This is a genomic window from Streptomyces sp. Y20, assembly GCF_043195475.1.
Lineage (GTDB): Bacteria > Actinomycetota > Actinomycetes > Streptomycetales > Streptomycetaceae > Streptomyces.
Genome location: NZ_JBIDDP010000005.1, coordinates 382,208 through 394,650 on the forward strand (window position 1 = coordinate 382,208; position 12,443 = coordinate 394,650).

Sequence of the window (12,443 nt, forward strand, 5' to 3'; positions counted from 1 at the left end):
GATTCATCTGGCCTTCCTGAGCTTTTGAGGGCGTGTCAGGACGGCGAGGCGGGTGCTGTGACGTGAAGGCTTCCATCGTAAACGCGCCTGCACGAACACTGCGCGAGGGTCTCCGCCATTGTCACCAGATGGCGTGCCGCCTCGCTTGTGGAGAGGGGCGTTCGGGGACGTGCGTTCCCTCGATCGCCGGTACCCGGCCCGCGGGTGTTACGCGCGGCTCGGGAAGAAGATCTTCACCTCGCGCTCGGCGGACTCCTCGGAGTCGGAGGCGTGGATCAGGTTCTCGCGGACGATCACGCCGAAGTCGCCGCGGATCGAACCGGGCACGGCGGCGATCGGGTCGGTGGGCCCGGCCAGCTGCCGCACGCCCTCGATGACCCGCTCGCCCTCGACGATCAGCGCGACGACCGGGCCGGAGGACATGAACTCCACCAGCGGCTCGTAGAACGGCTTGCCCTTGTGCTCGCCGTAGTGCTGCTCCAGCGTGTCCTGGTCCAGGGTGCGCAGCTCCAGCGCGGTGATCTGCCAGCCGGCCTTGCGCTCGATACGGCTGATGATCTCGCCGGTCAGGCCTCGACGGACGGCGTCGGGCTTGAGGAGGACAAGGGTGCGCTGGCTCACGAAGGGCTCCTTACGCGGCGGACGGGTGCGGTGGGACGAGGTTACAGGGCGTGTCCGCCCGCCCGTCACGCAGCGTCAGCCGGGGGGGATGCGGACTCGGCCCCCGCCGCGAAACGGGCCTTCGCCTCGTCCACCTTTCTGCCGAAATGCACCGATGCCCACCACAGGGCCGCGAAGACCACGCCCATGAAATACATGGTCGGGACGAAGACGCCTGAGGCGATCAGGGCGATCTGCAGGGCCCAGCCGAGGGCCACTCCGCCGGGCCGGGTGACCATGCCGCACAGCAGCACACACAGCACCATGGCGATGCCGCTGACCAGCCACACCGTCGTCATGGACAGGTCCGGGTCCTTCATGGCGACGAGCCCGGCGAAGCCGATGATGAAGAACTCGCCGATCAGCGTCGATGCACAGAGCGTACGCACGGGATCCTCAGCCCTTTCCCAGCAGCAGCCGGGCCTCGCCGACCGTGATGACGGAACCGGTGACCAGCACACCGCCGCCGGAGAACTCGCCCTCCTCCTCGGCCAGCGTGATCGCGGCCTCCAGGGCGTCCGGCAGCCGCGGCTCGACCTGGACCCGCTCGTCGCCGAACACCTCGACGGCGATCGCGGCCAGCTCGTCCGCGTCCATGGCCCGGTGGCTGGAGTTCTGCGTGACGACGACCTCGGCGAAGATCGGCTCGAAGGCCTCCAGCACCCCCCGCACGTTCTTGTCGCCGCTCGCACCGACGACCCCGATCAGCCGGCTGAAGTCGAACGCCTCCCGCACCGCCTCCGCGGCGGCCTCGGCGCCCGCCGGGTTGTGCGCGGCGTCCAGCACGACCGTCGGGGAGCGCCGTACGACCTCCAGACGGCCCGGCGAGGACACCGCGGCGAAGGCCTTGCGCACGGTGTCGATGTCCAGCGGCTCGGCGCGCTGCGCGCCGACGCCGAAGAACGCCTCGACGGCCGCGAGCGCGACGGACGCGTTGTGCGCCTGGTGGGCACCGTGCAGCGGGAGGTACACCTCGGGATACTCGCCGCCGAGGCCGCGCAGCGTGACAAGCTGCCCGCCGACGGCGACCTGCCGGGCGACGATCCCGAACTCCAGCCCCTCACGGGCGACCGTGGCGTCCACCTCGACGGCCTTCTTCAGCAGCACCTGCGCCGCGTCCACCGGCTGCTGGGCCAGGATGACGGTCGCGCCCTGCTTGACGATGCCGCTCTTCTCGGCGGCGATCTCCGCGGTCGTCCCGCCGAGGCGGTCGGTGTGGTCCAGGTCGATCGGGGTGATGACGGCGACGTCGCCGTCGATCACGTTCGTCGCGTCCCAGGAGCCGCCCATGCCGACCTCGACCACGGCGACGTCGACGGGCGCGTCGGCGAAGGCGGCGTACGCCATACCGGTCAGGACCTCGAAGAAGGACAGCCGGTACTCCTGGGCGGAGTCGACCATCTCCACGTAGGGCCTGATGTCTTGGTACGTCTCCACGAACCGCTCGGCGGAGACCGGGGCGCCGTCCAGGCTGATCCGCTCGGTGACCGACTGCACGTGCGGGCTGGTGTAGCGGCCGGTGCGCAGCTCGAAGGCGCCGAGCAGGGCCTCGATCATGCGGGCGGTGGAGGTCTTGCCGTTGGTGCCCGTGATGTGGATCGAGGGGTACGCACGCTGCGGCTCCCCCAGCACGTCCATCAGCGCGGCGATCCTGGCGACCGAGGGCTCCAGCTTGGTCTCGCCCCAGCGGGTGGCCAGCTCCGTCTCGACCTCGCGCAGCGCCTTGTCGACCTCCGGGTCCTCCGGGCGCCCGGGTACGTCGGCCTGCGGGAAGCCGCCCTGGGTGCGCAGGGTGCGGCTGCCGGCCTCGATCACCGCGAGGTCGGGGTCGCGGTCGGTCTCTTCCGCGATCAGCTCCTCGAAGGCGTCGAGGGGGTCGGGGGTGTCACTGGTGCCGGGGTGGTCGCTCACGGGGCCAGTCTACGGAGCGGGCGGGGACTTCGGGGCGCCGGTAGGGGTGGCTCGTCCCGTGAGCCGGCCGCGGGTCCGTCGTGGCCGGCCCAGCGGTCCCCGCGGCCCGTCGGGGGATCCGCGCGGCCCGCGGGCGGCTCCCGGCCCGGGGCACGCGAAGGCTCCCGGAGCCTCGCGGCTGCGGGAGCCTTCCACGGCGTACGGCGCCTACGCCTGCGGCAGCCTGTCCAGCTGGGACCGGAGGCGGGCGATGTCCTCCTCCGCCTTGGCCAGGCGGCCGCGGATCTTGTCCACCACGTTCTCCGGGGCCTTGGCGAGGAACGCCTCGTTGCCGAGCTTGGCGTTCGCCTGGGCCATCTCCTTCTCGGCGGCGGCCAGGTCCTTGGCGAGGCGCTTGCGCTCCGCGGCGACGTCGATCGTGCCGGACAGGTCGAGGGCGACCTCGGCGCCGGCGACCGGAAGCGTCGCCGTGGCCGTGAAGGCGTCACCCTCCGGCTGGAGGCGGAGCAGCTGGCGGATGGCGGCCTCGTGCGGGGCGAGGGCCGTACCGTCGAGCGCCAGCCGGGCCGGGACCCGCTGACCGGGCTGGAGGCCCTGGTCGGCGCGGAAGCGGCGGACCTCGGTGATGACGGACTGGAGCGTCTCGATCTCCCGCTCGGCGGCCCGGTCCCGGAAGCCCGAGTCCGTGGGCCACTCGGCGATCACGACCGACTCACCGCCGGTGAGGGTGGTCCACAGGGTGTCGGTGACGAACGGGACCACCGGGTGCAGCAGCCTGAGCGTGACGTCCAGGACCTCGCCCAGGACGCGCTTGCTGACCTCGGCCGGCTCGCCGCCCGCCTGGAAGACCGTCTTGGACAGCTCGACGTACCAGTCGAAGACCTCGTCCCAGGCGAAGTGGTACAACGCGTCGCTGAGCTTCGCGAACTGAAAGTCCTCGTAGAAGGCGTCGACTTCGGCGACGGTCTCGTTCAGCCGGGACAGGATCCACCGGTCGGTGGCGGACATCCGGCCGGCATCCGGCAGCGGGCCCTGGACCGTCGCGCCGTTCATCAGCGCGAAGCGGGTGGCGTTCCAGATCTTGTTGGCGAAGTTCCTCGCCGCCTGGACCCAGTCCTCGCCGATCGGGACGTCGGTGCCGGGGTTGGCGCCGCGGGCCAGGGTGAAGCGGACGGCGTCGGAGCCGTACTTGTCCATCCAGTCCAGCGGGTCCACGACGTTGCCGAACGACTTGGACATCTTCTTGCCGCGCTCGTCGCGGACCAGGCCGGTCAGGGCGATGGTCTTGAACGGGGCCTCGCCGTCCATGGCGTAGAGGCCGAACATCATCATCCTCGCGACCCAGAAGAAGATGATGTCGTGGCCGGTGAGCAGGACGTCCGTCGGATAGAACTTCCGCAGGTCGTCGGTCTGTCCGGGCCAGCCGAGCGTGGAGAACGGCCACAGGCCGGAGGAGAACCAGGTGTCGAGGACGTCGGTGTCCTGGTGCCAGCCCTCACCGGTGGGCGGCTCGTCGTCGGGGCCGACGCAGACGACCTCGCCGTCCGGGCCGTACCAGACCGGGATCCGGTGGCCCCACCACAGCTGGCGCGAGATGCACCAGTCGTGCATGTTGTCGACCCAGTCGAAGTACCGCTTCGACATCTCCTCGGGGTGGATGCTCACCCGGCCGTCGCGGACCGCGTCACCGGCGGCCTTGGCCAGCGGGCCGACCTTGACCCACCACTGCATGGACAGGCGCGGCTCGATGGTGGTGCTGCACCGCGAGCAGTGGCCGACGCTGTGGACGTAGGGCCGCTTCTCGGCGACGATCCGGCCCTGCGAACGCAGCGCGGCCACGATCGCGGAGCGGGCCTCGAAGCGGTCCAGTCCCTGGAAGGGGCCGTGCGCGGTGATGACCGCCCGCTCGTCCATGACCGTGATCGACTCCAGGCCGTGGCGCTGGCCGATCGCGAAGTCGTTGGGGTCGTGGGCCGGGGTCACCTTGACGGCGCCGGTGCCGAACTCGGGGTCGACGTGGGTGTCGGCGACCACGGGGATCGAGCGGTCGGTCAGCGGCAGCTTGATGCGCTTGCCGACCAGGTGCTTGTACCGCTCGTCGTCGGGGTGGACGGCGACGGCCGTGTCACCGAGCATCGTCTCGGCGCGGGTGGTGGCGACGACGAGCGTCTCGTCGCCCTCGCCGTACGTGATGGAGACCAGCTCGCCGTCGTCCTCCTGGTACTCCACCTCGATGTCCGAGATGGCCGTCAGACAGCGCGGGCACCAGTTGATGATGCGCTCGGCGCGGTAGATCAGCTCGTCGTCGTAGAGCCGCTTGAAGATGGTCTGGACGGCCTGGGACAGGCCCTCGTCCATGGTGAAGCGCTCGCGCGACCAGTCGACGCCGTCGCCGAGGCGGCGCATCTGCCCGAGGATCTTGCCGCCGTACTCCTCCTTCCACTGCCAGACGCGCGCGACGAACTCCTCGCGGCCCAGGTCCTGGCGGGACTTGCCCTCCTCGGCGAGCTGCTGCTCGACCTTGTTCTGGGTGGCGATGCCGGCGTGGTCCATGCCGGGCAGCCACAGCGCTTCGTAGCCCTGCATGCGCCTGCGGCGGGTGAGCGCGTCCATCAGCGTGTGCTGGAAGGCGTGGCCCAGGTGGAGCGAGCCCGTGACGTTCGGCGGCGGGATGACGATGGTGTACGGCGGCTTGTCGCTCTTCGCGTCGGCCTCGAAGTAACCCCGCTCCACCCAGCGCTCGTACAGCGGCCCCTCTACATCGGCCGGCGCGTACTGGGTCGGCAGTTCGGAGTCGGGCGCGGGTGGCTGCTGCTGAGCGTTCTCGGTCACGGGGCTCAGTTTAGGGGTGTCACGGTGCCGTCCCGAAACGGGTTTGTTCTGTAACGGTGCGGCCCCCGGTGCCGTGCGTTTTCGGGGCCTGGGTCAGGATGTCGTGAACACATAAGCTTCTGGAGGGGACCCCAGCAATGAGCAACAACCAGCCGGGCCCGTACGGCCAGCCGCCTCAGCAGCCGGGCCCGTACGGCCAGCCGGGGCAGCCTGGGCCGTACGGCCAGCAGAGCCCCTACGGCCAGCAGCCGCAGGCTCCGCAGCCCGGCTACGGCTATCCCCAGCAGGCCCCTCCGGCCCCGCAGCCCGGCTACGGCTACCCGCAGCAGGGCGCGCCCGCCCCGCAGCCCGGCGCCTACGGCCAGCAGGCCCCCTACGGCCAGCAGCCGACGTACCCCGTGCCGCAGGTCCCGCAGCAGGGCGGCGGCAAGAAGAAGACGGGCCTGATCGTCGGCGCGGTGGCCGTGGTGGCGGCCGTGGCGGTGGGCGCGTACCTCGTGCTGAGCGGCAGCGGCGGCGGCATAACGGACGACGGCCCGCACAAGCTGACGACCCCGCCGACGGTGCTCAGCGAGTACAAGAAGTCCAAGAGCGAGTCGGACAGCATGACGTCGAGCGACCTCAAGGACGCCGAGACGTGGGGCGTGCACGACCCCAAGGACGTCTCCGCCGAGTACGAGTCCGGCGACGCGGACAACCCGCTGAGCAAGAAGCAGATCAAGTTCGGTGGCGTGTACGGCTCGATCGACGACCCCGAGAAGGCCGTCGACGCGATGTTCGCGTACATGAAGAAGGAGAGCACCAAGGACGGCGGGAAGGACGTCGGTCTGGTGGGCGAGCCGAAGGAGTACAAGCCGGCCTCGGCGAAGGGCGCCGTCCTGAAGTGCCAGCAGATCAAGAGCCAGAACCCCAGCAGCTCCTCGGGCGGCCCCAAGGAGATCACGTTCGGTTTCTGCATCTGGGGCGACAAGAGCACGCTCGGCATGGTCATGCCGATGGACATCGCCACCCTCGCGTCCGGCCGGAGCAGCGACCCCGCGGCCGACGCCGAGCTGACGGCCAAGTTCCGCAGCGAGGTCCGCGTCAAGGCCTGACGCCGTCGCAGGACACGCGAAGGGGCCCCGACCGTCGGTCGGGGCCCCTTCGCGTGTCGGCGGCTACGCCGTCTTCTGCTCCCCCGGACCCCGGCCCCGGGCGTCGCGCGGGATGAGGGTCGGGTTGACGTTGGAGAGGACCACGTCGGCGGTGATGACGACGCGGGCGACGTCCTTGCGGGACGGGACCTCGTACATCACGCCCTGGAGAACTTCCTCCATGATGGCGCGCAGGCCGCGGGCGCCGGTCTGGCGGAGGATGGCCTGGTCGGCGATGGCCTCCAGCGCCTCACGCTCGAAGTCCAGCTCCACGCCGTCGAGTTCGAAGAGGCGCTGGTACTGCTTGACGAGCGCGTTGCGGGGCTCCACCAGGATCTTCAGCAGCGCCTCGCGGTCCAGGTTGTGGACGCTGGTGATCACGGGGAGGCGGCCGATGAACTCGGGGATCATGCCGAACTTGACCAGGTCCTCCGGCATGATGTCCTCGAAGACGTCCTTCGCCTCCAGCTCGCGCTTGGACAGGATCGTCGCGCCGAAACCGATGCCCTTCGCGCCGGCCCGGGACTCGATGATCTTCTCCAGGCCCGCGAAGGCGCCGCCCACGATGAACAGGACGTTCGTCGTGTCGATCTGGATGAACTCCTGATGGGGATGCTTGCGGCCGCCCTGCGGCGGGACGGAGGCCGTGGTGCCCTCCAGGATCTTCAGCAGGGCCTGCTGCACACCCTCGCCGGAGACGTCCCGGGTGATCGACGGGTTCTCGCTCTTGCGGGCGACCTTGTCGATCTCGTCGATGTAGATGATCCCGGTCTCGGCCTTCTTGACGTCGTAGTCCGCCGCCTGGATCAGCTTCAGCAGGATGTTCTCGACGTCCTCGCCGACGTAGCCCGCCTCGGTCAGCGCCGTCGCGTCGGCGATCGCGAAGGGGACGTTCAGCATGCGGGCCAGGGTCTGCGCGAGGAGGGTCTTGCCGGAACCCGTGGGGCCCAGCAGGAGGATGTTGGACTTCGCCAGCTCGATGGCGTCGTCCCGGCCGCTCCCGCCGCCGTTCTCGCCCGCCTGGACCCGCTTGTAGTGGTTGTACACCGCGACGGAGAGGGCTTTCTTGGCGGCCTCCTGGCCGACCACGTAGCCCTCGAGGAACTCGTAGATCTCGCGGGGCTTGGGCAGCTCCTCCCAGCGCACCTCGCTGGTCTCGGCGAGTTCCTCCTCGATGATCTCGTTACAGAGATCGATGCACTCGTCGCAGATGTACACACCGGGCCCTGCGATGAGCTTCTTGACCTGCTTCTGGCTCTTGCCGCAGAACGAGCACTTGAGCAGATCGCCGCCGTCACCGATGCGTGCCACGGTGTGCTTCCCCTTCGCCTGGGAGCCGCCTGGACGCTTACGAGTCCAGCGACTCCTGGTGCTGCCTTATGTCCGACGGTACCTTGCCGGGCCGGGTGTTCGGGCCCCCCTTGGCAGGGTTCACTTTGACGTGCACCGTGCCAAGAGGGACTCAGAGTGCCGCGTTCCGCCTCAGCGGACGGCGCTGTTGTTCAGCTTGCGGGTGGAGATGATCTGGTCGACGAGGCCGTACTCCAGCGCCTCCTCGGCCGTGAGGATCTTGTCGCGCTCGATGTCCTCGCGGATCTTCTCGATCGGCCGGCTGGTGTGCTTGGCCAGCATGTCCTCCAGCTGCTCACGCATCCGGGTGAACTCGTTGGCGATGATCTCCAGGTCGGAGAGCTGGCCGCGGCCGGTGGAGCCGGCCGGCTGGTGGATCAGCACGCGGGAGTTCGGCAGCGCCATGCGCTTGCCGGGCGTACCGGCGGCCAGCAGGATGGCCGCGGCGGACGCCGCCTGGCCCATGCAGACCGTCTGGATGTCCGGCTTCACGAACTGCATCGTGTCGTAGATCGCCGTGAGGGCGGTCATGTCGCCGCCGGGGCTGTTGATGTAGATGGAGATGTCCCGGTCCGGGTCCATCGACTCCAGGCACAGCAGCTGCGCCATGACGTCGTTGGCCGAGGCGTCGTCGATCTGGACGCCCAGGAAGATCACGCGCTCCTCGAAGAGCTTCGCGTACGGGTCGTACTCGCGGATGCCCTGGGAGGTGCGCTCGACGAAGCGCGGGATGACGTAGCGGTTGTCCGGGCGGGGCCCTTCGTACATGCCGTTGGCGGCGCCGGGGAAGTTGCTCATGGGGTGTTCACCGTCCTGGTGGCGTTCTGGGGGCTGGGGTCTAGGCGGTGCGTGGCGTGGCCGGGCCGGTCAGGCACCGGTGCCGCCGCCTCCCGGAACACCCGAGGCGTGCGTGATGATCTCGTCGATGAGACCGTACTCCTTGGCTTCTTCCGGGGTGAACCAGCGGTCGCGGTCGCCGTCGCGGATGATCGCCTCGACCGACTGACCCGAGTGCCGCGCGGTCAGCTCGGCCATGCGCCTCTTGGTGCGCAGCAGGTACTCGGCCTGGATCTTGATGTCGGAGACCGTACCGCCGAGGCCGGCGGAGCCCTGGTGCATCATGATGTCGGCGTGGGGCAGTGCGAAGCGCTTGCCCGCGGCGCCGCCGGTGAGCAGGAACTGGCCCATCGAGGCCGCCATGCCCATGGCGATCGTCACCACGTCGTTCGGGATGTACTGCATGGTGTCGTAGATCGCCATGCCGGCCGTCACCGAGCCACCGGGGCTGTTGATGTAGAGGTAGACGTCCTTCTCCGGGTCGGCGGCCAGGAGCAGCAGCTGTGCGGTGATCTTGTTGGCGATGTCGTCGTCGACCTGCTGGCCGAGGAAGATGATCCGCTCGCCGAGCAGCCGGTTGTAGACCTGGTCGCCGAGGCCACCACCGAAGGAAGGCTCGCCGGCGGCGGAGGGCATCAGATTCGTCACGTATCCACCTGCTCGTCTTAACGACGGCGCCGGGCCGTCTCACGTCGTCCTGCCGGAGGCTTGGCGGGGGGCTTCAGGAGACTCCCCTGCCCCCGTATTCATGGACCCTAACGCTCAGGTCCCCCCGGGGAATCCCGGAGAAGGGGGTGTTCGCCGGGGGCGTAGAGGCTCCACCCGGGCACCGGTGCGGTTCCCGGGCGTGGCGCGGCCGTCGCCGCGGCGCACGGGCCGGGCGGCCGTCCCGGTACGCCGACGGGCCCCGGGGAAGCTCCCCGGGGCCCGTCGTGCGTGCGTCACAGGCGCCGCGGGACTCAGCCCTCGGTGCCCTCCTCGGTCTTCTCGTCGGCCTTCTCCTCGGTGGCGGCCTCGGTGGCGGCGGCCTCGGCCGGCGCCTCCTCGGTCTCCTCCTCGTCGTCCAGGTCGACGACCTCGCCGTTGGTGTCCTTCACCGTGGCGGACTCGACCACGACGGCCAGGGCCTTGCCGCGGGCGACCTCGCCGACGAGGAGCGGCACCTGGCCACCCTCGACGACGGCCTGGGCGAACTGGTCGGGGGACATGCCGGAGGAGGCCGCACGCCGCATGAGGTGCTCGGTGAGCTCCTCCTGGTTGACGTTGAGCTGCTCCTTCTTGACCAGCTCGTCCAGGACGAACTGGGTCTTGATGCCCTTGACCGCGGCCTCGCGGGTCTCGGTCTCGAACTCCTCGGCGGTCTTGCCCTGGATCTCCAGGTACTTGTCGAGGGTCAGGCCCATCTGGCCGAGCTGGTGGTGCTCCAGGTTGTGCTTGCGGGTGTTGATCTCGTCCTCGAGGAGCTTCTCGGGAACCGGGACCTCCACCAGCTCCAGCAGCTTCTCCAGCACGCGCTCCTGGGCCTGCGTGGCCTGGTCGAACTGCTTCATGTTCGCGAGGCGCTTGCGGCTGTCGGCCCTCAGCTCCTCCAGGGTGTCGAACTCCGAGGCGAGCTGCGCGAACTCGTCGTCCAGCTCGGGCAGTTCGCGGGCGGCGACCTGGGTGACCTTGACGGTGACCTCGGCCTCCTTGCCCGCGGCGGAGCCACCCTTCAGCTCGGAGGTGAAGGTGGCCTCGCCACCGGCCTCCAGGCCCTTCACGGCGTCGTCGATACCGTCCAGCAGCTCACCGGAGCCGATCGTGTAGGAGACGCCGTTGGCGATGCCGTCCTCGAGGACCTCGCCGTCGACCTTGGCCTCCAGGTCGATGGTGACGACGTCACCCTCCTCGGCGGCACGCTCGACCGGGGAGGTCGAGGCGAAGCGCTCGCGCAGCTGCTCGACCGACTTCTCGATGTCCTCGTCGGTGACCTCGACGGCGTCGACCTCGACCTCGATACCGGAATAGTCCGGGATCTCCAGGGCCGGGCGGATGTCGACCTCGGCGGTGAAGTTCAGCGTCTCGCCGTCCTTCAGCTCGGTGATGTCGACCTCGGGCTGGCCCAGGGGGTTCAGGTCGGCGTCGTTGACCGCCTCGGTGTAGAACTTGGGCAGCGCGTCGTTGACGGCTTCCTCCAGCACCGCACCGCGGCCGAACCGCTGGTCGATCACGCGGGCCGGGATCTTGCCCTTGCGGAAGCCCTTCACCGTGACCTGCTGGTTGATCTTCTTGTACGCCGCGTCGAGGCTGTCCTTGAGCTCCTCGAAGGGCACCTCGACAGTGAGCCGAACCCGAGTCGGGTTCAGGGTCTCCACGGCGCTCTTCACGGTTCGGTCTCCTTGTGGCTGACTTCTTGGTTTCTGCCGGAGCCAGACTGGTCCCGGCGGATCTAGCCGCCCGGAGGAGTTCGTAGGCCGAGTGGGCCGGGACACACGGGCGCGCAGCTTGCATAGTAACCGCAGCCGGTCAGCGCCCCCAAAAGGCGGGCATCACGACGTCACAGCCTGATGGTCGGGGTGGCGGGATTTGAACCCACGGCCTTCCGCTCCCAAAGCGGACGCGCTACCAAGCTGCGCCACACCCCGTCTGGTGCGACACGTAGGGTACATGCCCGGCCCCTTCCCGGCGGCCGAATTCTCCTGGACGGGGGACGCGCCACCCCGGGTGCGCAACTCGTTGGCCTCGGCGGCGGGCGACCCGCTACGATGCCTCCAGTGCCGAGGTCACCGACCTGCGGCGCGGCACTGCGGGCGTAGCTCAATGGTAGAGCCCTAGTCTTCCAAACTAGCTACGCGGGTTCGATTCCCGTCGCCCGCTCTTCATGACTCAGGGCCAGGCCGGAGGATCATTCCTCCGCCTGGCCCCAGTCGTCTCCGCGGCCGGCGTCCGGCCCGCCGTGCCCCCCGCGTGCCCCGTCGCTTCCGCCCTGTGTCGAGCGGGTCGGCCGAGTCGGGGCCGGGAGCGCGAAGGGGCATGATCCGCTCATGCGCATACGACGAGAGACCCGCTGGGTCCTGTGGGGGCTGTGGCTGGCGTGCCTGGCGTTCTGCGTGTGGTTCTTCGCTGAGGTGGCCTCGCTGTTCCTGGAGGCCGAGTCCTGGTGACGCCGGCGCAGTGGCGGACGGCTCAGGGCCGGGCCGAGGTGGATCCTCCGCCCAACCCTGATCACTTCCTTCGGGCCGCGCGCCGCTTGGGACCCGGCTGGTCAGAATCTGATCGAGTTGATCGACTCCGCTATCGAGTTCATGAAGCGGGTGATGGACGGCGCCATGCCGGTCGAGGCAAGGAAGAAGCCGAAGAGGATCGCGACGACGGCGGGGCCGGCCTTGATGTTCCCTCCTCGGATCAGCACCACGAGGATGATCGCCAACAGCAGCACCACGGACAGTGAAATGGCCACAACTGATCCCACCCTCGGTCGGTCCGCTCTCCCGGCCCGGAGGTACGGCCACGCACCCCCGCCAGGACCATCGTGCCACCAACCCGGCCTTCTTATGCGGCGTGTGACGAGACGTCGGGCGGCGGACCGCCGCGGGCGACGCCCCGCACTGCAATTCGAGCGGGCCCGGCACACGACTCCCGGCGGAATTTGCCGACTTCGTTTCCGTGTCCACACATCCTGTGCGCAGGTAATTCGAATTGGGGACACCGGGGCCGCGTATGCCCCAATTAGTCGGCATG

At 69.4% G+C, this 12,443-nt stretch carries 10 protein-coding genes and 2 tRNA genes; 2 read left to right on the forward strand and 10 right to left on the reverse strand.

From position 1 onward, the window contains the following. Window positions 1-207: 207 nt before the first annotated feature. From ndk to ACGFT1_RS16085, 4 genes are all read right to left on the reverse strand, one after another. The gene (ndk, locus tag ACGFT1_RS16070; RefSeq protein ID WP_373909572.1) at window positions 208-621 is read right to left on the reverse strand and encodes a nucleoside-diphosphate kinase; all 414 of its coding nucleotides are present in this window, start codon (window positions 619-621) and stop codon (window positions 208-210) included. Between the two features lie 65 nt (window positions 622-686). Then, window positions 687-1,049 carry a DUF4233 domain-containing protein gene (locus tag ACGFT1_RS16075; protein WP_373909573.1) on the reverse strand — a complete coding sequence of 121 codons (363 nt, stop codon included), beginning with the start codon at window positions 1,047-1,049 and terminating at the stop codon, window positions 687-689. A gap of 7 nt (window positions 1,050-1,056) precedes the next feature. Next, window positions 1,057-2,571: a folylpolyglutamate synthase/dihydrofolate synthase family protein gene (locus ACGFT1_RS16080; RefSeq protein WP_373909574.1), complete on the reverse strand. Its 1,515-nt coding sequence runs from the start codon at window positions 2,569-2,571 to the stop codon at window positions 1,057-1,059. A gap of 207 nt (window positions 2,572-2,778) precedes the next feature. Continuing rightward, entirely contained in the window at window positions 2,779-5,403 is a 2,625-nt protein-coding gene (locus ACGFT1_RS16085) for a valine--tRNA ligase (RefSeq protein WP_373909575.1), read from the reverse strand. Window positions 5,404-5,540: 137 nt separating this feature from the next. Here ACGFT1_RS16085 and ACGFT1_RS16090 point away from each other — a divergent pair, with 137 nt between their 5' ends. Next, entirely contained in the window at window positions 5,541-6,497 is a 957-nt protein-coding gene (locus ACGFT1_RS16090; RefSeq protein ID WP_373909576.1) for a hypothetical protein, read from the forward strand. A 63-nt stretch (window positions 6,498-6,560) separates the two neighbouring features. On the opposite strand, the gene clpX is transcribed toward ACGFT1_RS16090, so the two are convergent. From clpX to ACGFT1_RS16115, 5 genes are all read right to left on the reverse strand, one after another. Then, window positions 6,561-7,847, reverse strand: coding sequence for an ATP-dependent Clp protease ATP-binding subunit ClpX (clpX, locus tag ACGFT1_RS16095; protein ID WP_121788813.1), 1,287 nt, complete (start codon window positions 7,845-7,847; stop codon window positions 6,561-6,563). Window positions 7,848-8,018: 171 nt separating this feature from the next. Beyond that, the gene (locus ACGFT1_RS16100; protein ID WP_361996756.1) at window positions 8,019-8,684 is read right to left on the reverse strand and encodes an ATP-dependent Clp protease proteolytic subunit; all 666 of its coding nucleotides are present in this window, start codon (window positions 8,682-8,684) and stop codon (window positions 8,019-8,021) included. Window positions 8,685-8,753: 69 nt separating this feature from the next. Continuing rightward, window positions 8,754-9,359 carry an ATP-dependent Clp protease proteolytic subunit gene (locus tag ACGFT1_RS16105; RefSeq protein ID WP_361996904.1) on the reverse strand — a complete coding sequence of 202 codons (606 nt, stop codon included), beginning with the start codon at window positions 9,357-9,359 and terminating at the stop codon, window positions 8,754-8,756. A gap of 323 nt (window positions 9,360-9,682) precedes the next feature. Next, window positions 9,683-11,089 carry a trigger factor gene (gene tig, locus ACGFT1_RS16110; RefSeq protein WP_373909577.1) on the reverse strand — a complete coding sequence of 469 codons (1,407 nt, stop codon included), beginning with the start codon at window positions 11,087-11,089 and terminating at the stop codon, window positions 9,683-9,685. Between the two features lie 181 nt (window positions 11,090-11,270). Continuing rightward, window positions 11,271-11,347 (reverse strand) — tRNA-Pro (locus ACGFT1_RS16115). Between the two features lie 161 nt (window positions 11,348-11,508). Between ACGFT1_RS16115 and ACGFT1_RS16120 the strand changes: the two genes are divergently transcribed. After that, window positions 11,509-11,579 (forward strand) — tRNA-Gly (locus tag ACGFT1_RS16120). Window positions 11,580-11,967: 388 nt separating this feature from the next. On the opposite strand, the gene ACGFT1_RS16125 is transcribed toward ACGFT1_RS16120, so the two are convergent. Further along, window positions 11,968-12,162 (reverse strand): hypothetical protein, encoded by a 195-nt coding sequence (locus tag ACGFT1_RS16125; protein WP_373909578.1) that lies wholly within the window; start codon window positions 12,160-12,162, stop codon window positions 11,968-11,970. Window positions 12,163-12,443 lie beyond the last annotated feature (281 nt).

Coding starts and splice junctions, on each gene's coding strand:
- ACGFT1_RS16090 (WP_373909576.1), top strand. CDS start 5,541: ATGAGCAACAACCAGCCGGGCCCGTACGGCCAGCCGCCTCAGCAGCCG.
- ACGFT1_RS16100 (WP_361996756.1), bottom strand. CDS start 8,684: ATGAGCAACTTCCCCGGCGCCGCCAACGGCATGTACGAAGGGCCCCGC.
- ACGFT1_RS16105 (WP_361996904.1), bottom strand. CDS start 9,359: ATGCCCTCCGCCGCCGGCGAGCCTTCCTTCGGTGGTGGCCTCGGCGAC.